This window comes from Stenotrophomonas sp. 24(2023), assembly GCF_030913365.1.
GTDB lineage: Bacteria > Pseudomonadota > Gammaproteobacteria > Xanthomonadales > Xanthomonadaceae > Stenotrophomonas.
Genome location: NZ_CP133160.1, coordinates 3974900 through 3996378, shown reverse-complemented (window position 1 = coordinate 3996378; position 21479 = coordinate 3974900). Strand labels below are relative to the sequence as shown.

The following is a 21479-nucleotide window of genomic DNA, read 5'->3' as shown; positions in this document are numbered from 1 at the left end:
CATGAGCATGGACCTGCAACGCTTCCACGCCACCTTCTTTGAAGAGAGCCGCGAAGGGCTCGATGCAATGGAGGCCGGCCTGCTGGCCCTGGAATCGGGGCAGCAGGATGCGGAGATCATCAACTCGGTGTTCCGCGCGGCCCACTCCATCAAGGGCGGCGCCGGCACCTTCGGCTTCGATGCGATCGCCAGCCTGACCCATGTGCTGGAAACGCTGCTGGATGAGCTGCGTGCCGGCAAGCGTGCCCTGGAACCGGCGGCGGTGGATGCCATGCTGGCCTCGGTGGACGTGCTGCGTGCCTTGCTGCGCGAGGCCGAGCACGGCCAGCCGGCCGACCCGGCTGCCGTTGCTGCGGTGAAGGCACGCCTGGAAGCCGTGCTGTCCGGCCAGGCTGCCCCCGGCGCGCCGGCCGCTGCGGCCGCCAAGGTCGATGACACGCCCGAAGCCTGGCAGATCGGCTTCGTGCCGGCGCCGTCGCTGTTCATGAGCGGCAATGATCCGCTGCGCATCATCCGCGAACTGGAACACCTCGGTGCGCTGCAGGTGGCTGCGCGCATGGAACGCCTGCCCGGCTTCAGCCAGCTTGATCCGCTCGAAGCCCACCTGGCGTGGGATCTGGGGCTGGTCGGCAAGGTGCCGCGCAGCAAGATCGAAGATACCTTCGCCTGGGTGGTGGATGACTGCGAACTGGACATCCGTCCGGCCGCGCCGCCGAGCCTGGCGACCCAGGCACCGCCGGTCACTGCACCGGCACCTGCCGCCGGCCCCGCTGCTGCGGCACCTGCCGCGCCGGCCGCCGCAGCCGGCAACCATGAGGCGGAAACCTCCATCCGCGTCAGCGTCGACAAGGTCGACGCCCTGATCAACCTGGTGGGCGAACTGGTCATCACCCAGGCCATGCTCAAGCAGGTCTCCAATGCCATCGACCCGGTCCATGCCGAGCGCCTGTTCGCCGGCCTGGACCTGCTCGAACGCAATACCCGCGACCTGCAGGAAGCCGTCATCGGCGTGCGCATGCTGCCGGTGGATGCGGTGTTCCGCCGCTTCCCGCGCCTGGTCCGCGACCTGTCCACCCGGCTGGGCAAGCAGGTACGCCTGCGCACCGTCGGCGAAGGCACCGAGCTGGACAAGGGCCTGATCGAAAAGATCGCCGACCCGCTGGTGCACCTGGTGCGCAACTCGATCGACCACGGCCTGGAAATGCCGGACGTGCGCCGCGACGCCGGCAAGGACGAGACCGGCACCATCACCCTGGCCGCATCGCACCAGGGTGGCCACATCGTGATTGAAGTCAGCGACGATGGCCGCGGCCTGAACCGCGACAAGATCCTGGCCAAGGCGCTCGAGCGCGGCCTGAGCGTGCCGGACAACCCCACCGATGCCCAGGTATGGGACCTGATCTTCCAGCCCGGCTTCTCCACCGCCGATGCCGTCACGGATCTGTCCGGGCGCGGCGTGGGCATGGACGTGGTCCGCCGCAACATCCAGGCGCTGGGTGGCGAAGTGCAGCTGGAAAGCCAGTCCGGCAACGGCACCCGCGTGCTGATCCGGCTGCCGCTGACGCTGGCCATCCTTGATGGCATGACCGTGGCCGTGGCCGGTGAAACCCTGATCCTGCCGCTGGCCTACGTGCTGGAAGCCCTGCAGCCGCAGGCCGAGGACATCCGCACCATGGCCGGCGACGGCCGCGTACTGCGCGTGCGTGGCGAGTACCTGCCGATCCTCTCGCTCAGCGAGTACTACGGCTACGGCGAGCGCGCCCCCGGCAGCGAATCGCTGGTGGTCGTGGTCGAAGGCGACGGCCAGAAGATCGCGCTGGAAGTGGACGAACTGGTCGGCCAGCAGCAGGTCGTGGTCAAGAACATCGAGAACAACTACCGCCGCATCGGCGGCGTGTCCGGCGCCACCATCCTCGGCGATGGCCGGGTGGCACTGATCGTGGACATCGGCGGCCTGGTCCGCTCGCTGCGGGTACCGCAGGCCGCCTGAGCCTGCCGCGAGGCCTGCACGCCGCCCGTGAATGCACCGGGCGGCGTTGCCCTGGCCGATCCACGCCCCGCCGCCACGCGTGGTTGAAGCGCCGACCGTCCCGGTAGATCCACGCCATGCGTGGATGAATCACCGACGTCCCCACCGCCATGCATGGCATGGCGTGGCGCTACACCCCCTACGCGCCATGTCACCACGAACTGCGACCTCCGTCGCCGGCCTGATCCTGCCGGAATCGGCGCAATCCCCTCCAATCGTTACGCACGAAAGGGATTGCGCCCCCGTTCCATCCGCCGCCGAATGTGACATCCGTCGCTAAAGTGCATCGCCACCGCGCCGTTATCCGCTGTGACGGCGCGCAGTAGTCCTTCGCTGTACCCCCTCCGTCGGTCCCTTCCGCAACCCCACCCGTGCCCGCGGCCCTGCCGCAGGCGCATTGCCCTGCCCTGGAGCATCTGCATGAAGTGGTTCCACGACCTGCCCATCGCCCGCAAGCTGGCGCTTGGCTTCACCCTCACCACCCTGATGACCCTCGTCCTGGGCATCTTCGCCCTGCTGCGCCTGAACGAGTCCAATGCCCAGCTGGCCGACATGGCCGGCAATGACATCCCCTCGGTACAGCACCTGGGCGAAGCGCGCTCGCAGCTGGGTGAGTTCCGCACCTTTGAACTGGCCCAGCTGAGCATGCTGGACCAGGCCGACAAGGTGGCCGACTACAACAAGCGCATGGATGCCACTGCCGATGTCGTGCGCAAGGAGCTGGCCAGCTATGCCGCGCTGCCGGCCAGCGACAGGGAACGTGCGCTGTACCAGGTGGTGGCCAATGCCACGGCGGCCTACTTCGGCGCCAACGCGGAAATGCGTGCTGCCGTGGCCGCCGGCGATGGCGCATTGGCCCAGCAGGTCTCGGATGAGAAGTCGCGCCCGCTGCGCCGCAAGCTGTTCGACGACCTCAAGGCACTGGGCAGCTTCCTCGACGAGCAGATGGCCGCCAAGCTGGACGCCGCCAACGCCACCCACCGCACCAATGTCATCGCCATCATCACCTGCATCGTCCTGCTGCTGGTGCTGGCCGTCGTGCTGGCCGTGGTGATCTCGCGTGCGGTCACCGGACCGCTGGGCAAGGCCGTGCAGGCCATCCAGGCGGTCTCGCGCGGCGACCTGAGCGTCACCACCGTGGCCACCAGCCGCGATGAGGCCGGGCGCATGCTTGCCGCCACCGGCGAGATGACCGCGATGCTGCGCCGGTTCTCGCAGGAAACCCAGCGGATGGCGCAGATGCACGCCGGCCCGGACATCAGCCACCGCATCCCGGAAGACTTCCCCGGCGTTTACGGGCAGCTGGCCGCTGGCATCAACACCGTCATCTTCGAACACCTGGATGCCATCGCCGATGCCATCGATGTGCTCAACCAGTACGCCATCGGCAACCTCACCCCGGATGCCCGCCGCCTGCCGGGCAGCCGTGCGGTACTGCACGAATCGATGGATGCCGCCAAGGCCAGCCTGCTGGCCATCAACACCCAGATCCAGCAGCTGGCCGCCGCCGCGGCCGCGGGCGATTTCAGCCAGCGCGGCGATGCCGATCGTTTCGCCCACGATTTCAAGCTGATGATCGAGCAGCTCAACACCATGATGCAGGTGGCCGATGGCAACCTGGGCCAGCTGTCGCACCTGCTGCAGGCCATTGCCGAAGGCGACCTGACCGCACGTATGGACGGCCAGTTCCACGGCGTGTTCGCCACCATGCGCGACGATGCCAACACCACGGTCACCCAGCTGACCCGCATCGTCGGCGGCATCCAGGCCGCGGCACGCAGCATCAACGGCGCTGCTGGCGAGATCGCTGCCGGCAACAACGACCTCTCGCGCCGTACCGAACAGCAGGCCGCCAACCTGGAAGAAACCGCCGCCTCGATGGAGGAACTGACCTCCACCGTGCGCCAGAACGCCGAACACGCCCGCCAGGCCAACCAGCTGGCCATCGGCGCGCAGGGCGTGGCCTCGCAGGGCGGCGAGGTAGTCGGCCAGGTGGTCACCACCATGTCGGCCATCGAAGCCTCCTCGAAGAAGATTGCCGAGATCATCTCGGTCATCGACGGCATCGCCTTCCAGACCAACATCCTGGCGCTGAACGCCGCCGTCGAAGCCGCCCGTGCCGGTGAACAGGGCCGCGGCTTCGCCGTGGTCGCCAGCGAAGTGCGTACCCTCGCCCAGCGCTCGGCCGCCGCCGCCAAGGAGATCAAGGGCCTGATCGATGATTCGGTGGCCAAGGTCGGCGACGGTTCCGCCCTGGTGCACAAGGCCGGCGAAACCATGGGCGAGATCGTCGCCTCGGTACAGCGCGTGACCGACATCATGGCCGAGATCTCCGCCGCCTCGCAGGAGCAGTCCGCCGGCATCGAGCAGGTCAACCAGACCGTGGTGCAGATGGACGAGACCACCCAGCAGAACGCCGCGCTGGTGGAAGAAGCCACCGCCGCCGCGCGTGCGATGGAAGAACAGGCCGTGCAGCTGACCGAGGCCGTGGCGATCTTCCGCCTGGCGGGCCAGCCGGTGGCCACCGTCGTTGCCGCGCCCCTGGCCGCCGTGCCGGCACCGGCGACCCTCGCGCGCCGGCCCGCCCCGGCGGCGCGCCCGGCCATGCCCGTGCGTGCCGCCCGCGCTGCTCAGCCGGCACTGGCAAGCGAGAGCGACTGGCAGGAGTTCTGAGGCCAGCGCCACGCCACCGGGCATCCCCCGGTGGCGCCGGTGCGCGCAGCGCTGCCACCCTGCCGGACGTGATGCACTGCAGGGTGGCGGATCAGGCGAACGCTGCGTATAAAGTGATGGAATTCACGCTTCATTATCTGCCCACCGGGCCGATATTCCTCACAAGCGCGTGCTCCGGCACCGCGGCTACCGCCCCAGATCGCTCACTTCATGTCCGACGGCCACGACACTGCCCTTTCCTCCACCGCCGCAGACGATGCCGCGGACGAACGCTTCCTGGTCCGCAACCCGCGCCAGGTGCGCCAGCTGTTGCGGGCCCTGATCGACCAGCGCTCGCTGATCAACGCCCACATCGATGGCCGTGATCGCTCCTTCCCCACCGCCCTGCTGGACGTGGACGAGGACGAGGACCAGCTGCTGCTGGATGGCAGCCCGCACGAAGCCTCCAACCGTGCCGCCGAACAGGCCGGCTTCCTGCTTTGTTTTGCCCAGCTGGACCGGGTGATGGTGCGCTTCCACCTGCAGGACCTGCAGCGCGTGGACAACGAGGGCCGCGTCGCCTTCCAGGCCCCGCTGCCGGACGAACTGGTCCATCTGCAGCGGCGCGAACTGTACCGGCTGGAAACCCCGATCACCGATTCACCGCAGTTGATCCTGCCCGCCGCTGACGACCGCGGCAATGCGCTGGCCATGCGCGTGGTGGATATCAGTGGCGGCGGCCTGGCGGTCACGGTCCCGGCCGACTGCCAGGTGTTCACCCTGCAGAAGCGCTACAGCGCCCAGCTCTCGATTCCCGAAGGCCCGGACCTGGCCGTCACCCTGGTGGTCTGCAACCTGCTGCCGCAGCGCCTGCCCAACAGTACCGAGGTCAAGCGCGTCGGCATGCGCTTCGATGACCTGCCCCGGGGCGGGGACAGCGCCATCCAGCGCTACATCTTCCGCATCGACCGTCAGCGCAGCGCCCGCAAGAACGGCGAACTGTAGGCGGATCGCCGATAGCGCCGACTGCCAGCCGGCCGCCTTTCGCCCAGGCTGCGAAAGCCGCGCGCTGGGCGCGCCAGTGGACTGACAGCCGATGCTGCCGGGCCCGTCCCGCCACGACCCGGCCGCCACCGGCGCCCGCGCGCCACCCCCACCCCACCTAAAGTCATCCGGCCCCAGGCCGATACCGGTCCTGACACCGGGCCCACCGGCCGAACCAGGACCCCTCGATGAACGACAAGACCCACGCCACCGACAGCTCTGGCGGCGAGTACCTCAGCTTCACCCTTGGCGCCGAGCACTACGGCGTGGACATCCTCAAGGTCCAGGAAATCCGCGGCTACGATGCCGTCACCCGCGTACCGGACGCACCGGACTACATCAAGGGCGTGATCAACCTGCGCGGCACCATCGTGCCGGTGATCGACCTGCGCCTGAAGCTGCGCCTGGACAATGCCCGCTACGATGCCTTCACCGTGATGATCGTGCTGAACGTGGACAACCGCGTGGTCGGCATCGTGGTGGACAGCGTGTCCGATGTCATCCCGCTGTCGGCCGAGCAGATCCGCCCCACGCCCGAGTTCGGCGCCGCGGTGGACACGCGCTTCATTTCCGGCATCGGTACCCAGGACGACCGCATGCTGATCCTGCTGGACATCGAAACCCTGCTGGACAGCGCCGACATGGGCCAGGCCGCCCTTACCGAGGACGCGGCCGCCTGACCCTGCGTGCCGGCCTGCACATTTTGTTCACCCCACCCTTCAGTTCCCTTCACTCCCGCCGATAGGGGGTGAAGGAGCCGGCACGCGCAGGAGCGCGCGAGCCCCGGCCCGCCCTGCCACCATCCCCGGAGAACCACCCGATGAAGTCCCTGCTTGCTTTCGTTTCGGCCGCCGCGCTGGCTGCCACCGCCTCGACCGCCTTCGCCCAGTCGGCCGAGATGATCCCGCCGGAACTGGCGCCGCGCTCGGTCGGCAAGGACGGCATGGTCTGTGGCAAGGTCGAAAAGGCCCGCTACGCCGAAGGCTCCGAAGGCCAGCCGACCTTCCTGTACATGGGCGGCGCCTTCCCGCGCCACACCTTCTCCGCGCGCATCGCCGGCGAGAACCGCGGCAAGTTCAACTTCCCGCTGGAAACCCTGGAAGGCAAGACCGTCTGCGTGATCGGCAAGATCCAGCGCGATGCCTCGCGCGCCGAAATCGAAGTCAGCTCGCCGGCCGGCCTGAAGCTGGCCAACATCAAGTAATACGCCGTTACCGACCTGCCATGCCGGCCCGGTGCCGGCGTGGCTGACGCGCCCGGGCCCGTGGCCCATGGGCGCCTGCCATTGGAGATTGGACCGCCCATGCCGTGGATCAACAACCTCAAACTGATGCCCAAGCTGCTGCTGACCTTCGGCGTCATCCTGCTGGTGATGCTGCTGCAGGGCATCGTCGCCTACCGTGGCCTGCACTCGCTGAACAACGTCACCACCGAACTGGCCAGCTCCCGCATGGAGAGCATCCGCATGGCCGGCGAGATGCGTGGCATGGTCGGTGAATACCGCAATGCCGCCTACCAGCAGTTGATCCGCGCCAGCGACGACGTGAAGGCCGAAGCGCGCAACCGCGCCAAGGACGTCCGCACGCGCATGGACAAGTCGATCGTCGACTACCCGAAGATGATCGACAACGCCCAGCAGAAGAAGCTGTTCGATGCCTTCGCCGCCGACTGGAAAGGAGCCCTGACCTCCTATGACAGCGTCACCGAAATGCTCGAACTGGACCTGCCGGACGACGCCATCGATACCTTCGTCGGCGAAACCCGCACCAAGCACAACAAGGCGACCGCAGCGCTGGAAGCGCTGATTGCCGAAGACAACCGCCTGGCCCGCGCTTCGCGCGAGCAGGCATCCTCCACCTATTCCGCCTCGGCCCTGCTGATGGCCATCGCCCTGCTCGGCGGCGCCGTGCTGGGCCTGGTGCTGGTGTGGCTGTTCGCCCGCGCCCTGGTCGGCAGCGTGCGCGGCGCGGTGTCCGTGGCCAACGATGTGGCCGGCGGCAAGCTCGATGGCCACATCGATGTCAGCCGCAAGGACGAAGTGGGCGAGCTGATGCAGGCCATGCAGCGCATGCAGCGCGACCTGCGCGAGCGCATCGAGACCGATGCCGCCGTCGCCCGCGAGAACCTGCGCATCCGCACCGCCCTGGATTACAGCTCCACCGGCGTGTTCCTCAGCGACGCCAGCAACACCATCGTCTACGCCAACCGCGCCCTGCAGCAGTCGCTGGTGCAGTACCAGGACGAGGTGCGCCAGGACCTTCCGGACTTCGATCCGCAGGCCTCGCTGGTCGGCCGCCCGGTCACCGTGCTGGAGCACGGCGGCGAACTGGACGCCTCCCTGCTGTCCAACCTGAAGCAGAACGGCGTCGCCCGCCGCCCGATGCGCTATGGCGATGCCCAGTTCGCCCAGGTGGTATCGACCATCCGCAACGAAGAAGGCGAAACCGTCGGCTACGTGGTGGAATGGCGCGACCGTACGCCCGAAGCCCTGGTCGAAGCCGAAGTGGCCCGCGTCATCGCCCAGGCCGCTGCCGGCGACCTGTCCGGCCGCATCGTGGCTGACGGCAAGGATGGCTTCTTCCTGCAGCTGGCCCAGCAGATCAATGGCCTGCTGGACGCCAACTCCAGCAGCATCGAGCAGGTCTCCGGCCTGCTGGCCGCCCTGTCGCAGGGCGACCTGACCGTGCGCATGCATGGCGACTTCCAGGGCGTGTTCGCCCGCATGCGTGACGATGCCAACGCCACCGCCGCGCAGCTGAGCGAGATCGTCACCCGCATCAAGCAGTCCAGCCGCGCGATCAACTCGGCCGCCGGCGAAATCGCCTCGGGCAACAGCGACCTGTCGCGCCGTACCGAACAGCAGGCCGCCAACCTGGAAGAAACCGCCGCCTCGATGGAGGAACTGACCTCCACCGTGCGCCAGAACGCCGAACACGCCCGCCAGGCCAACCAGCTGGCCATCGGCGCGCAGGGCGTGGCCTCGCAGGGCGGCGAGGTGGTCGGCCAGGTGGTCACCACCATGTCGGCCATCGAAGCCTCCTCGAAGAAGATCGCCGAGATCATCTCGGTCATCGACGGCATCGCCTTCCAGACCAACATCCTGGCGCTGAACGCCGCCGTCGAAGCCGCCCGTGCCGGTGAACAGGGCCGTGGCTTCGCCGTGGTCGCCAGCGAAGTGCGTACCCTCGCCCAGCGCTCGGCCGCCGCCGCCAAGGAAATCAAGGGCCTGATCGATGATTCGGTCGGCAAGGTCAGCGATGGCTCGGCCCTGGTGCACAAGGCCGGCGCCACCATGGGCGAGATCGTCGCCTCGGTGCAGCGCGTGACCGACATCATGGCCGAGATCTCCGCCGCCTCGCAGGAACAGTCCGCCGGCATCGAGCAGGTCAACCAGACCGTGGTGCAGATGGACGAGACCACCCAGCAGAACGCCGCGCTGGTGGAAGAAGCCACCGCCGCCGCGCGTGCGATGGAAGAACAGGCCGGCCACCTCAGCGATGCGGTGTCGGTGTTCACCCTGGAAGAAGCCGACGAGGTGGTGGTCGCCGCCCCGGTGCGTCCGGCGCCGGTCGCGCGTGCCGCCAAGCCGGTGGCCGCTGCCGCCCTGGCCCCGCGCCGCGCCAGCGGCGGCCGCTCGGTTGCTGCCGAACTGGCCGATGGAGACTGGCAGGAGTTCTGAAGGCCGCCACGCCGCTGACACCCTGCAGACGCCCCGGCCCAGCGCCGGGGCGTTTTTTATGGGCCGCACGGCAACCAACGGCATGGCGCGCCCCTGCGCCCCCGCCCCTCCCCCGCGACATGAATACGCGGTCCGCACAACGCTCAACCTCGGCCACTACCGGCCGATAACCGTTCTGTCACCGCATGTGTGCCGTGACCGGTACCGGCACCGCCTGCCGCCCGTCCTGGTTCTGCGTGATGACCCTCCTGCAACGCTGGCAACACTACTTCGGCAATCTCTCCGTCCGGCGCAAGCTGAACCTGCTCACCGTGCTGATCGCGCTGGGCGTGATCGCGCTGTCGGTGATCGCAGCGCGCATGCAGTACCTGGACCTGGTGCAGACCCGCGAAACCGCGTTGAAGGTCCAGGTCGAACTCAGCAATGGCATCCTGGAGCATTACCAGCGCCTGGCCACGACCGGCGAACTCAGCGAACCGCAGGCCAAGGCCGCCGCGCTGCAGGCGCTGGAGTCGATGCGCGCCGAGGGCGATACGTTCTACTACAACGTGTTCGACACCGGTTACGAACTGTTGATGCACCCGTTCCGCAAGGATCTGGAGAACACCAACGTCAAGGATTTCAAGGGCGCCGACGGCGTGCCGGTGTACCTGCTGCAGGTCGATGCGGCCAAGGCCGGCGGTGGCTACGTCAACTACACCTGGCCCAAGCCCGGCAGCGAGAAACCCGTGGCCAAGGTCAGCTATTCGGGCCTGTTCAAGCCCTGGAACTGGGTGGTCACCAGCGGCGTCTACCTGGACGACATCCAGGCCCAGGCCCTGGCCTTCACCGGCATCATGACCGCCGCCGGCGGCGTGCTGGTGCTGATCGTGCTGGCCTTGAGCTGGCTGATCGGCAACCGCATCGCCCGCCCGCTCAAACAGGCCACCGCCGTGGCCGAAGGCATCGCCCGTGGCCGCCTGGACAGCGCCATCGGCCCGCAGCCGCATGATGAGACCGGCCGCCTGCTCGATGCCATGGCCACCATGCAGGACCAGCTGCACAAGGTCATCAGCGCCCAGCGCGACATGGCCCGCCGCCATGATGCCGGCGAACTGGGCTACCGCATCGATGCCAGCCCCTTCCCCGGCGAATACGGGCTGATGGTGCGCGAAACCAACGATCTGGTCGGCAGCCACGTACAGACCCTGCACGACGTGCTGGCCGTGGTGCAGCAGTACGCGGTGGGCGATCTCAGCCGGGATGTGCCGCGCTACCCCGGCGAAAAGGCCGCACTGACCACCACCGTGGATACGGTCAAGGCCAACCTGGGCCGCATCAATGCCCAGATCAAGCACCTGGCCGGCGCGGCCGCTGCTGGCGACTTCAGCCAGCGCGGCGACGCACAGCAGTTCGATCACGATTTCCGCGTGATGCTGGACAACCTCAATGCGATGATGGCGGTCAGCGATGCCAACCTGGGCAAGCTCTCGCAGCTGCTGTCGGCCATCGCCGAAGGCGACCTGACCGCGCGCATGCAGGGCGACTTCCAGGGTGTGTTCGCCACCATGCGCGACGACGCCAACGCCACTGTCAGCCAGCTGACCCAGATTGTCGGCCAGATCCAGGCTGCCACCGGCAGCATCACCCAGGCCGCCGGCGAGATCGCCTCGGGCAACAGCGACCTGTCGCGCCGTACCGAACAGCAGGCCGCCAACCTGGAAGAAACCGCCGCCTCGATGGAGGAACTGACCTCCACCGTGCGCCAGAACGCCGAACACGCCCGCCAGGCCAACCAGCTGGCCATCGGCGCGCAGGGCGTGGCCTCGCAGGGCGGCGAGGTAGTCGGCCAGGTGGTCAGCACCATGTCGGCCATCGAAGCCTCCTCGAAGAAGATCGCCGAGATCATCTCGGTCATCGACGGCATCGCCTTCCAGACCAACATCCTGGCGCTGAACGCCGCCGTCGAAGCCGCCCGTGCCGGTGAACAGGGCCGTGGCTTCGCCGTGGTCGCCAGCGAAGTGCGTACCCTCGCCCAGCGCTCGGCCGCCGCCGCCAAGGAAATCAAGGGCCTGATCGATGATTCGGTCGGCAAGGTCAGCGATGGCTCGGCCCTGGTGCACAAGGCCGGCGCCACCATGGGCGAGATCGTCGCCTCGGTGCAGCGCGTGACCGACATCATGGCCGAGATCTCCGCCGCCTCGCAGGAACAGTCCGCCGGCATCGAGCAGGTCAACCAGACCGTGGTGCAGATGGACGAGACCACCCAGCAGAACGCCGCGCTGGTGGAAGAAGCCACCGCCGCCGCGCGTGCGATGGAAGAACAGGCCGGGCAGTTGGCCGATGCCGTGGCGATCTTCCGGCTGGACAACCAGGTCGCCGTGGCGGTCCAGGCCGCCGTCGCCCAGCTGGCACCACGCATGACCGAACCCCCGGTGCAGCGCCCGGCCGCGCCCCGCCCGCGCGTACCGGCACCGCGGCCCAGTCCGCGACGCGCGCCCACCAGCGATGACGGCGACTGGCAGGAATTCTGACCTTCCCGCGCGACGGTCCTACCGTCGCGCCCCTTGATGGATGCGCACCGTGCAGAGCACTCCCCCCAACGCCACCGGTTCCCGGGAATTCGAGTTCGCCGACCGCGATTTCCGTCGTGTCTGTGACCTCATCTACCAGCGTGCCGGCATCGCCCTGGCACCGGCCAAGCGCGACATGGTCTATGGCCGCCTGTCGCGCCGCCTGCGTGCGCTGGGCCTGCGCACCTTCCAGCAGTACCTGGACCACCTGGAACAGGAAGACGGCGAGGAATGGCAGGCATTCACCAATGCCCTGACCACCAACCTCACCTCGTTCTTCCGCGAACCGCACCACTTCGACAAGCTGCGCGAGGAACTGCAGCGCCGCCAGGGCCGTGGCCCGCTGCTGCTGTGGTCGTGCGCGGCCTCCACCGGCGAAGAGCCCTATTCCATGGCCATCACCGCCTGTGAAGCCTTCGGCACGCTGAAGCCGCCGGTACGCATCGTCGCCACTGACGTGGATACCCAGGTGCTGGCCACCGCTGGCCGGGGCGTGTATGCCATCGACCGCGTGGCCAACCTCGATCCCGATCTGCGCCGCCGCTATTTCCAGCGCGGCAGCGGCCCCAACGAAGGCCAATGCCGGGTGCTGCCCGCCCTGCGCGAGCTGATCGATTTCCGCCCGCTGAACCTGCTGGCCCCGCGCTACGACGTTGGCGGGCCCTTCGATGCCCTGTTCTGCCGCAACGTGATGATCTACTTCGACAAGCCCACCCAGCGCGCCATCCTCGGCCGTCTGGTACAGCACCTGGCCGACGATGGCCTGCTCTACACCGGCCATTCGGAAAACTACCTGCACGCCGCCGACCTGATCCAGCCCTGTGGCCGCACCCTGTACCGCCGTGCCACCGGAGCCCGCGCATGAACGCCACGATGCGCGCCGACGACGTGATGCGCTATCACGATTCGCGCTTCCAGACGGTGGCCGCCAAGCTGCTGCCCACCCAGTACCTGGTGGTCGATGACACCACCGCACTGACCACCACCCTGGGCTCGTGCGTGGCCGCCTGCATCCGCGACCCGGTCCTCAAGATCGGCGGCATGAACCATTTCCTGCTGCCCGAAGGCAATGTCGGCGATGGTGCACCGGCACGTTACGGCAGCTACGCGATGGAGCTGCTCATCAACGACCTGCTCAAGCGCGGGGCGCACCGCAAGCGTCTGGAAGCGAAGGTATTCGGCGGGGCCAACGTGCTCAAGGGCTTCACCAGCAACCCGGTGGGCACGCGCAACGCCGAGTTCGTGCGCCAGTACCTGCAGGCCGAGCACATCCCGATCATCGCCGAGGACCTGTGCGGCATCCACCCGCGCAAGATCTGGTTCTTCGCCGATACCGGCCGGGTGGTGGTGCAGCGCCTGCCGCACGCCCACGAAGCCGAGGTGGCGGCCACCGAATCGGCCGTGCGTGCCCGCCTGTCCAAGGCCCCGGTCACCGGTGGCGTGGAGCTGTTCGAATGACCCTGTCCCCTCCCTGCCGCGTGCTGATCGTGGACGATTCAGCGGTGGTCCGGCAGATGCTGACCGAAATCCTCGGCAGCGATCCCGGCATCGAGGTCGTCGGCACCGCCGCCGACCCGCTGCTGGCCCGCGAGAAGATCAAGCGGCTGGCCCCGGACGTGATCACGCTGGACGTGGAAATGCCGCGCATGGACGGCCTGGCGTTCCTGGAAAACCTGATGCGCCTGCATCCGCTGCCGGTGGTGATGATCTCCTCGCTGACCGAGCGCGGCGCCGACACCACCCTGCAGGCGCTGGCCCTGGGCGCGGTGGATTTCATTTCCAAGCCCAAGCTCGATGTCGCCCGCGGGCTGCAGGGCTACGCCGAGGAGATCATCGGCAAGGTCAAGATGGCCGCACGCTCGCGCGTACGCACGCTGACCCGGGTGCCCGCCCCGCGCATCACCCTGGATGCCGCACCGCTGGCCGCACCGCGCCCGGCCACCCAGTTCCGCACCACCGACCGCCTGATCGCCATCGGCTCCTCGGCCGGTGGCACCGAAGCCCTGCGCGTAGTGTTGGAAGGCATGCCGGCCGACGCCCCGGCGGTGGTGATGACCCAGCACCTGCCGGCCGGCTTCAGCACCGCCTTCGCCGAACGCCTGGACCGTCACTCGGCCATGGCCGTGCGCGAAGCCAGCGACGGCGAAGCGGTACTGCCCGGCCATGCCTACCTGCCGCCGGGCGGCAAGCACCTGCGCATCATCCGCGACGGCGCCCGTTGGCGCTGCCGCGTTGACGACGGCCCGCCGGTCAACCGCCACAAGCCGGCGGTTGACGTGCTGTTCCGGTCGGTCGCCCAGGCCGCCGCCGGCAATGCCATCGGCGCGATCCTGACCGGCATGGGCGATGACGGCGCACGCGGCCTGCTGGAAATGCGCCAGGCCGGCGCGCCGACGCTGGTGCAGGACGAAGCCACCAGCGTGGTCTGGGGCATGCCCGGCGCCGCCTTCAAGCTGGGCGCCGCCGAGGAACAGGTGCCGCTGGAGCGCATTGCCGAGCGGTTGCTGGCGCTGGCGCGGGGCTGATCGCGCCGCGCGCCCCGACGCAAGGGCTCCCGCGAGCAGTAGATCCACGCCATGCGTGGATGCCTTTGTAGAGTCGAGCCCGACGCATCACGCATCACGCGAACAGCACGCCAAGCATGGGCCCGGCGCTACCGACCAACACGCAAAGCCGCCGGCTTCCACCGGGGGTTCTTCGTTTCAACGCGCTGCCCGCATGTGTGTTTTGATAGCAGCATTGAACAAGGAATGCGGCGCATGATTACAGGGATATGGAAGGCCGCCGTGGCGGCCGTACTGCTGTCACTGCCACTGGCACCCGCCAGCGCCAGTGGTGATCTGTTCTCCTTCGAGGCCAAGCAGGGTGATGTGTCCTTCATGCTGATGCTGGTGGGGCGCGAAGACCCCGGCACGGTCAGCGTCAACTGGAAAGGCGCGTCGATTCCGCAATACCCGAACGCGCATCGCCGCTACTACATCGAATTCGACCGCGCAAAGCGCCAGGCCTACGTGCGTCCGCTGGGCCGCGATGGACTGCCCTGGTTCGAGATGGAAGTCTCCGGCAAGCGCGGCAACGTGCTGATCGGCGGCCTTCGGTTGCAGGGCAATGCAGACTGGAGCGTGCAATAGCGGATGCAGCAAACAAAAACCCCCGGCTCTCACCGGGGGTTTTCTGTTACATCCTCAACCGATCAGGTTCAGGCAGCGACCGTCTTGGCCACGTCCTGGTATTCCTCGATCTGGTCGAAGTTCATGTAGCGGTAGATCTGCGCACCATTGGCGTTGATCACGCCGATGTCCGCCATGTACTCATCCTTGGTCGGGATGCGGCCCAGGCGCGAGCAGATCGCCGCCAGTTCCGCCGAACCCAGGTACACGTTGGTGTTGCGGCCCAGGCGGTTCGGGAAGTTGCGGGTCGAGGTCGACATCGCGGTGGAGCCTTCACGGATCTGCGCCTGGTTGCCCATGCACAGCGAGCAGCCCGGCATTTCCATGCGCGCGCCGGTGGCGCCGAAGGTGCCGTACACGCCTTCCTTGGTCAGCTCCGAGGCGTCCATCTTGGTCGGCGGGGCCACCCACAGGCGGGTCGGCAGGTCACGCTTGCCTTCCAGCAGCTTGGCGGCCGCACGGAAGTGACCGATGTTGGTCATGCACGAACCGATGAACACTTCGTCGATCTTGGCGCCAGCGACTTCGGACAGGGTCTTCACGTCGTCCGGGTCGTTCGGGCAGGCCACGATCGGCTCGTGGATGTCGGCCAGGTCGATCTCGATGACGGCGGCGTACTCGGCGTCGGCATCCGGCTCCAGCAGCTCCGGGTTGGCCAGCCAGGCTTCCATCTTCTCGATACGGCGCTGCAGCGAGCGCGGATCCTGGTACCCCTCGGCGATCATCCACTTCAGCAGCGTGATGTTGCTGTTGAGGTACTCGATGATCGGCTCCTTGTTCAGGCGCACCGAGCAACCGGCCGCCGAACGCTCGGCCGAGGCGTCGGACAGTTCGAACGCCTGCTCGACCTTCAGTTCCGGCAGGCCTTCGATTTCCAGGATGCGGCCGGAGAAGATGTTCTTCTTGCCAGCCTTGGCCACGGTCAGCAGGCCCGACTTGATCGCGTACAGCGGAATCGCGTTGACCAGGTCACGCAGGGTCACGCCCGGCTGCATCTGGCCCTTGAAGCGCACCAGCACCGATTCCGGCATGTCCAGCGGCATCACGCCGGTGGCGGCGGCGAAGGCGACCAGGCCCGAGCCGGCCGGGAACGAAATGCCCACCGGGAAACGGGTGTGCGAGTCACCACCGGTACCGACGGTGTCCGGCAGCAGCATGCGGTTGAGCCAGCTGTGGATCACGCCGTCGCCCGGGCGCAGCGAAATGCCGCCGCGGGTGGAGATGAACTCCGGCAGGGTGTGGTGGGTCTTGACGTCCACCGGCTTCGGGTAGGCGGCGGTGTGGCAGAACGACTGCATCACCAGGTCGGCCGAGAAGCCCAGGCAGGCCAAGTCCTTCAGCTCGTCGCGGGTCATCGGGCCGGTGGTGTCCTGCGAGCCCACCGAGGTCATCTTCGGTTCGCAGTAGGTGCCCGGGCGCATGCCCTGGCCTTCCGGCAGGCCACAGGCGCGGCCGACCATCTTCTGGGCGAGCGAGAAACCCTTGCCGGTGTCGACCGGCTGCACCGGCAGGCGGAACAGGTCGGTCGGGGCCAGGCCCAGCGCTTCACGCGCCTTGCCGGTCAGGCCACGGCCGATGATCAGCGGAATGCGGCCACCGGCGCGCACTTCGTCGAACAGCACGTCGGACTTGACCTGGAACTCGGCGATCACTTCACCGTTCTTCAGCGCCTTGCCGTCGTACGGACGCAGCTCGACCACATCGCCGTGCTCCATCTTCGACACGTCCAGCTCGATCGGCAGCGCACCGGCATCTTCCATGGTGTTGTAGAAGATCGGGGCGATCTTCGAACCCAGGCAGACGCCACCGGCGCGCTTGTTCGGGATGAACGGGATGTCATCGCCGGTCCACCACAGCACGCTGTTGGTCGCCGACTTGCGCGAGGAACCGGTACCGACCACATCGCCCACGTAGGCCACCAGATGGCCCTTGTCCTTCAGGTCGAGGATCTGCTGGATCGGGCCGCGCTTGCCGTCTTCTTCCGGGGTGAACGGGGCGTCGTCACGCTTGTTCTTCAGCATCGCCAGGGCGTGCATCGGAATGTCCGGGCGGGTGGTCGCATCCGGGGCCGGCGACAGGTCGTCGGTGTTGGTCTCGCCCGGCACCTTGAACACGGTGATGGTCAGGCTCTGCGGCACTTCCGGGTTGCTGGTGAACCACTCGGCATCGGCCCAGCTCTGCAGCACGGCCTGGGCGTTGGCGTTGCCGGCCTTGGCCTTTTCCTGCACGTCGTGGAAGGCATCGAAGACCAGCAGGGTCTTCTTCAGGCCGTTGGCGGCGATGGTGCCGACGCTGGCGTCGTCCAGCAGCTGCACCAGCGGGGCGACGTTGTAACCACCAAGCATGGTGCCCAGCAGTTCGGTGGCGCGCTCGCGGCTGATCAGCGGGTTCTGTTCGCTGCCCAGGGCGATCGCGGCCAGGTACGAGGCCTTGACCTTGGCAGCGTCATCGACGCCGGCCGGGACGCGGTGGGTCAGCAGGTCGAGCAGGAACTCGGCCTCGCCGGCCGGCGGGTTCTTCAGCAGCTCGATGACATCGGCCGTCTGCTGCGCGCTCAGCGGCAGCGGCGGGATGCCGAGCGCAGCGCGCTCGGCGACGTGGTGGCGGTAGGCTTCCAACATGACAACTCCCGGGTAATGCAGGTCAAAAAAGGTGGATTGGGCTCAGGCTTGCGGCACGATCAGCTTCAGGCCCTTGAAGTAGTCGCGGTAAAACGTGTCGTTCCAGGTGATCAGGCCATCGCACTGCAGCAGTGCGTGCGCCCCCACCATGAAGTCGTCCAGGCTGCGGCGGCCGGCGCCGCGCTGCCGGTGGCGGCGGTGCATCTCGCCCGCGCGCAGGGCCGACTTGGCCTCCAGCGCGTTGAAATGCACGCCCATCTCTTCCAGTGCTTCCAGCACCTCGGCCCCGCCACGCAGCGAAGCGCAGATCTCGGCCAGGGTGGCGCCGCAGACCACCACGCGGCCACCGACCAGGCTCTGCCGCAGGCAGGCCTCCACCGCATCGGCCTGCGGGCCGTTGCTGAGCAGTTCGATCAGGACCGGGGAATCAACGGCGATCATCACGGCTTATTCCTCCTCGCGCACCGCACGTACGGCGGCCTCGGCCGAATCAAAGCCATCGAGCGCGAACTTGCCGCGCGCCCGGGAGATCGCATCGTCCACGCTCTTGCGCAGGATGATGCGGCTGCCATCGAGCTCGACCTTCAGCTGGGTGCCCTTGGTCAGGCCCAGGGCATCGCGCACCGCCTTGGGCAGGGTGATCTGCCCGCGTTCTGCAACAGTGGCTTCCATCGGTAGGCCCTCCTAGGTATGCACAAATTATACATACTTTGGGGGCCATACTACACCCCGCCACCACCGTTCAGCTGCTGGAGGGCCTTGTCCCGCAATGGTTCCGCCACATTCATGACATACGCCATACACCTTCGGCTGTACGCTGGACCCGATGCCGCAGGCTGCGGCCCATCCGCCTGAATGGTTCATACTGGCGCGGTGGGCCCCTGGCCCGCGACGAACGCAAGCAGGCCCGCCCGCGCGGGCCACTGCAAGCCATCCGCAAGAGGAGTCACCCGCATGAGCGATTCGTTCTCCACCCGCAGCCAGCTGGATGTCGGCGGCAAGACCTACGACTATTTCAGCCTGCCCACCCTGGGCAAGCGGTTCGATATTTCCCACCTGCCCTATTCGATGAAGATCCTGCTGGAGAACCTGCTCCGGCATGAGGACGGCGGCGCCACCGTCGGCCCGGACCACATCGAAGCGGTGGCCACCTGGAAGCCCACGGCCGAGCCGGACACCGAAATCGCCTTCATGCCCGCGCGCGTGGTGCTGCAGGACTTCACCGGCGTGCCCTGCGTGGTCGACCTGGCCGCGATGCGCGACGCGGTGGTCAAGCTGGGCGGCAAGCCGGAACAGATCAACCCGCAGATTCCTTCCGAACTGGTCATCGACCATTCCGTGCAGGTGGATGTGTTCGGCAAGCCCGACGCATTGGACCTCAACGGCAAGATCGAATTCCAGCGCAACCAGGAACGCTACGGTTTCCTGCGCTGGGGCCAGAAGGCCTTCGACAACTTCAAGGTGGTGCCGCCCAACACCGGCATCGTCCACCAGGTGAACCTGGAAAACCTGGCCCGCGTGGTGATGACCGCCGACAAGGGCGGCCGCGCCGTGGCCTACCCGGACACCGTGTTCGGCACCGACAGCCATACCACCATGATCAACGGCATCGGCGTGCTGGGCTGGGGCGTGGGCGGCATCGAAGCCGAGGCGGCCATGCTCGGCCAGCCGTCCTCGATGCTGATCCCGCAGGTGGTCGGCTTCAAGCTGACCGGCAAGCTGCCCGAGGGCGCCACCGCCACCGACCTGGTGCTGACCGTCACCCAGATGCTGCGCAAGCTCGGCGTGGTCGGCAAGTTCGTCGAGTTCTACGGCGACGGCCTGCAGCACCTGCCGCTGGCCGACCGCGCCACCATCGGCAACATGGCCCCCGAATACGGCGCCACCTGCGGCATCTTCCCGATCGACGCCGAATCGCTCAACTACCTGCGCCTGTCCGGCCGCAGCGAAGAGCAGATCAACCTGGTCGAGGCCTACGCCAAGGCACAGGGCCTGTGGCACGAACCGGGCAGCCCGCATGCCCAGTACAGCACCACGCTGGAACTAGACATGGGCACGGTCAAGCCCTCGCTGGCCGGCCCCAAGCGCCCGCAGGACCGCGTGCTGCTGGAAGACGTACAGAAGAACTACCGCGAAGCGCTGGCCGGGCTCACCACCAACCGCGACAAGCGCAGCGATGAGGTCTCCAAGTTCGTCAACGAAGGCGGCGGTGCGGCCGTCGGCAACGAGCAGCTGGCCAAGGGCTATGCCGATATCGAGATCGAGGGCCGCAAGGCCCGGCTGAAGGACGGCGCGGTGGTCATCGCCGCCATCACCTCCTGCACCAATACCTCCAACCCGGCGGTGATGATCGGTGCCGGCCTGCTGGCCCGCAACGCCGCAGCCAAGGGCCTGGACCGCAAGCCGTGGGTGAAGACCTCGCTCGGCCCGGGTTCGCGCGTGGTCACCGACTACCTTGAAAAGGCCGGCGTGCTCAAGGAGCTGGAAAAGATCGGTTTCTACGTGGTCGGCTACGGCTGCACCACCTGCATCGGCAATTCCGGCCCGCTGCCGACCGAAGTCAGCGCCGGCATCGCCGCAGGCGATCTGGTGGTGACCTCGGTGCTGTCAGGCAACCGCAACTTCGAGGGCCGCGTGCACCCCGAAGTGAAGATGAACTACCTGGCCAGCCCGCCGCTGGTGGTGGCCTATGCCATCGCCGGCACCACCGACATCGACCTGACCACCCAGCCGCTGGGCACCAGCAGCGATGGCCAGCCGGTGTACCTGCGCGACATCTGGCCGAGCAACAAGGAAATCGGCGATGTCATCGCCGCCACCATCGGGCCGGAGATGTTCAAGCAGAACTACGCCGATGTGTTCAAGGGCGATACCCGCTGGAACACCATCGCCTCGCCGGACGGCAACCTGTATGAATGGAGCGACGCCTCCACCTACATCAAGAACCCGCCGTACTTCGATGGCATGACCATGCAGACCGGCAGCATCGACGACGTGCACGGTGCACGGGTGATGGGCCTGTTCGGCGATTCGATCACCACCGACCACATCTCCCCGGCCGGCAACATCAAGAAGGATTCGCCGGCGGGCCGCTTCCTGCAGGAGCGCGGCGTGCAGCCGGCCGACTTCAACAGCTACGGCAGCCGCCGCGGCAACGATGATGTGATGGTCCGCGGCACCTTCGCCAACATCCGCATCAAGAACCTGATGTTCGGCGGCGAGGAAGGCGGCAACACCCTGTACTACCCCGCCCAGGGCGGCCAGCCGGAAAAGCTGGCCATCTACGATGCGGCGATGAAGTACAAGGCCGACAAGGTGCCGCTGGTGGTGCTGGCCGGCAAGGAATACGGCACCGGCTCCTCGCGTGACTGGGCGGCCAAGGGCACCCTGCTGCTGGGGGTGAAGGCGGTCATCGCCGAAAGCTTCGAGCGCATCCACCGCTCCAACCTGGTCGGCATGGGCGTGCTGCCGCTGCAGTTCCGCAACGGCGAGAACGCACAGTCGCTGGGCCTGGATGGTTCGGAAGTGATCGACATCACCGGCCTGGAGGATGGTGCCAGCAAGCGCGCCACGGTTACCGCCACCAAGGCCGACGGTACGAAGAAGACTTTCGAGGCCACGGTGATGCTGCTGACCCCCAAGGAAGTGGAGTACTTCCGTCATGGCGGGCTGCTGCAGTACGTCCTGCGGCAGCTGGCCAGCAAGTAATGCATCACCCCGGGTAGCGTCGAC

15 protein-coding genes are annotated in these 21479 nt (G+C 67.5%); 12 read left to right on the top strand and 3 right to left on the bottom strand.

Annotated elements, in window-relative coordinates:
- The first annotated feature begins 1 nt into the window (after position 1).
- The 11 genes from Q9R17_RS18215 (at position 2) to Q9R17_RS18165 (ending at position 15087) form a co-directional block, all read left to right on the top strand.
- A complete protein-coding gene (locus Q9R17_RS18215) occupies positions 2–1990 on the top strand; it encodes a chemotaxis protein CheA (RefSeq protein ID WP_308155986.1) in 1989 nt (662 codons plus the stop codon).
- Between the two features lie 459 nt (positions 1991–2449).
- A complete protein-coding gene (locus Q9R17_RS18210) occupies positions 2450–4702 on the top strand; it encodes a methyl-accepting chemotaxis protein (protein ID WP_308155985.1) in 2253 nt (750 codons plus the stop codon).
- Between the two features lie 210 nt (positions 4703–4912).
- Entirely contained in the window at positions 4913–5686 is a 774-nt protein-coding gene (locus tag Q9R17_RS18205) for a flagellar brake protein (protein WP_308155984.1), read from the top strand.
- 227 nt (positions 5687–5913) lie between these two features.
- Complete coding sequence (locus tag Q9R17_RS18200; protein WP_308155983.1) at positions 5914–6405, top strand: chemotaxis protein CheW; 492 nt, start codon at positions 5914–5916, stop codon at positions 6403–6405.
- Between the two features lie 140 nt (positions 6406–6545).
- Positions 6546–6929 (top strand): hypothetical protein, encoded by a 384-nt coding sequence (locus Q9R17_RS18195; protein WP_308155982.1) that lies wholly within the window; start codon positions 6546–6548, stop codon positions 6927–6929.
- Between the two features lie 99 nt (positions 6930–7028).
- The gene (locus Q9R17_RS18190; RefSeq protein WP_308155981.1) at positions 7029–9404 is read left to right on the top strand and encodes a methyl-accepting chemotaxis protein; all 2376 of its coding nucleotides are present in this window, start codon (positions 7029–7031) and stop codon (positions 9402–9404) included.
- A 239-nt stretch (positions 9405–9643) separates the two neighbouring features.
- The gene (locus Q9R17_RS18185; RefSeq protein WP_308155980.1) at positions 9644–11917 is read left to right on the top strand and encodes a methyl-accepting chemotaxis protein; all 2274 of its coding nucleotides are present in this window, start codon (positions 9644–9646) and stop codon (positions 11915–11917) included.
- A 49-nt stretch (positions 11918–11966) separates the two neighbouring features.
- Positions 11967–12821 carry a CheR family methyltransferase gene (locus tag Q9R17_RS18180; RefSeq protein WP_308155979.1) on the top strand — a complete coding sequence of 285 codons (855 nt, stop codon included), beginning with the start codon at positions 11967–11969 and terminating at the stop codon, positions 12819–12821.
- Positions 12818–13414, top strand: coding sequence for a chemoreceptor glutamine deamidase CheD (gene cheD, locus Q9R17_RS18175; protein WP_308155978.1), 597 nt, complete (start codon positions 12818–12820; stop codon positions 13412–13414). The genes Q9R17_RS18180 and cheD overlap by 4 nt, the downstream gene beginning before the upstream one ends.
- Positions 13411–14481 carry a chemotaxis response regulator protein-glutamate methylesterase gene (locus Q9R17_RS18170; RefSeq protein WP_308155977.1) on the top strand — a complete coding sequence of 357 codons (1071 nt, stop codon included), beginning with the start codon at positions 13411–13413 and terminating at the stop codon, positions 14479–14481. The genes cheD and Q9R17_RS18170 overlap by 4 nt, the downstream gene beginning before the upstream one ends.
- Positions 14482–14742: 261 nt before the next feature.
- Positions 14743–15087: a hypothetical protein gene (locus Q9R17_RS18165; protein ID WP_308155976.1), complete on the top strand. Its 345-nt coding sequence runs from the start codon at positions 14743–14745 to the stop codon at positions 15085–15087.
- Positions 15088–15155: 68 nt separating this feature from the next.
- Here Q9R17_RS18165 and acnB read toward each other — a convergent pair whose 3' ends face one another.
- The 3 genes from acnB to Q9R17_RS18150 are packed head-to-tail and all read right to left on the bottom strand — an operon-like array spanning position 15156 to position 18419.
- Positions 15156–17747 (bottom strand): bifunctional aconitate hydratase 2/2-methylisocitrate dehydratase, encoded by a 2592-nt coding sequence (acnB, locus tag Q9R17_RS18160; protein WP_308155975.1) that lies wholly within the window; start codon positions 17745–17747, stop codon positions 15156–15158.
- Positions 17748–17789: 42 nt separating this feature from the next.
- The gene (locus tag Q9R17_RS18155; RefSeq protein ID WP_308155974.1) at positions 17790–18188 is read right to left on the bottom strand and encodes a type II toxin-antitoxin system VapC family toxin; all 399 of its coding nucleotides are present in this window, start codon (positions 18186–18188) and stop codon (positions 17790–17792) included.
- Between the two features lie 6 nt (positions 18189–18194).
- Complete coding sequence (locus Q9R17_RS18150) at positions 18195–18419, bottom strand: AbrB/MazE/SpoVT family DNA-binding domain-containing protein (protein WP_308155973.1); 225 nt, start codon at positions 18417–18419, stop codon at positions 18195–18197.
- A 282-nt stretch (positions 18420–18701) separates the two neighbouring features.
- Here Q9R17_RS18150 and acnA point away from each other — a divergent pair, with 282 nt between their 5' ends.
- Complete coding sequence (gene acnA, locus Q9R17_RS18145) at positions 18702–21455, top strand: aconitate hydratase AcnA (protein ID WP_308155972.1); 2754 nt, start codon at positions 18702–18704, stop codon at positions 21453–21455.
- Positions 21456–21479 lie beyond the last annotated feature (24 nt).

What these genes read in the sequence shown, in the direction of transcription:
- Q9R17_RS18215 (WP_308155986.1), top strand. Translation starts at nt 2, where the DNA reads ATGAGCATGGACCTGCAACGCTTCCACGCCACCTTCTTTGAAGAGAGC.
- Q9R17_RS18210 (WP_308155985.1), top strand. Translation starts at nt 2,450, where the DNA reads ATGAAGTGGTTCCACGACCTGCCCATCGCCCGCAAGCTGGCGCTTGGC.
- Q9R17_RS18205 (WP_308155984.1), top strand. Translation starts at nt 4,913, where the DNA reads ATGTCCGACGGCCACGACACTGCCCTTTCCTCCACCGCCGCAGACGAT.
- Q9R17_RS18200 (WP_308155983.1), top strand. Translation starts at nt 5,914, where the DNA reads ATGAACGACAAGACCCACGCCACCGACAGCTCTGGCGGCGAGTACCTC.
- Q9R17_RS18195 (WP_308155982.1), top strand. Translation starts at nt 6,546, where the DNA reads ATGAAGTCCCTGCTTGCTTTCGTTTCGGCCGCCGCGCTGGCTGCCACC.
- Q9R17_RS18190 (WP_308155981.1), top strand. Translation starts at nt 7,029, where the DNA reads ATGCCGTGGATCAACAACCTCAAACTGATGCCCAAGCTGCTGCTGACC.
- Q9R17_RS18185 (WP_308155980.1), top strand. Translation starts at nt 9,644, where the DNA reads ATGACCCTCCTGCAACGCTGGCAACACTACTTCGGCAATCTCTCCGTC.
- cheD (WP_308155978.1), top strand. Translation starts at nt 12,818, where the DNA reads ATGAACGCCACGATGCGCGCCGACGACGTGATGCGCTATCACGATTCG.
- Q9R17_RS18170 (WP_308155977.1), top strand. Translation starts at nt 13,411, where the DNA reads ATGACCCTGTCCCCTCCCTGCCGCGTGCTGATCGTGGACGATTCAGCG.
- acnB (WP_308155975.1), bottom strand. Translation starts at nt 17,747, where the DNA reads ATGTTGGAAGCCTACCGCCACCACGTCGCCGAGCGCGCTGCGCTCGGC.
- Q9R17_RS18155 (WP_308155974.1), bottom strand. Translation starts at nt 18,188, where the DNA reads ATGATCGCCGTTGATTCCCCGGTCCTGATCGAACTGCTCAGCAACGGC.
- Q9R17_RS18150 (WP_308155973.1), bottom strand. Translation starts at nt 18,419, where the DNA reads ATGGAAGCCACTGTTGCAGAACGCGGGCAGATCACCCTGCCCAAGGCG.
- acnA (WP_308155972.1), top strand. Translation starts at nt 18,702, where the DNA reads ATGAGCGATTCGTTCTCCACCCGCAGCCAGCTGGATGTCGGCGGCAAG.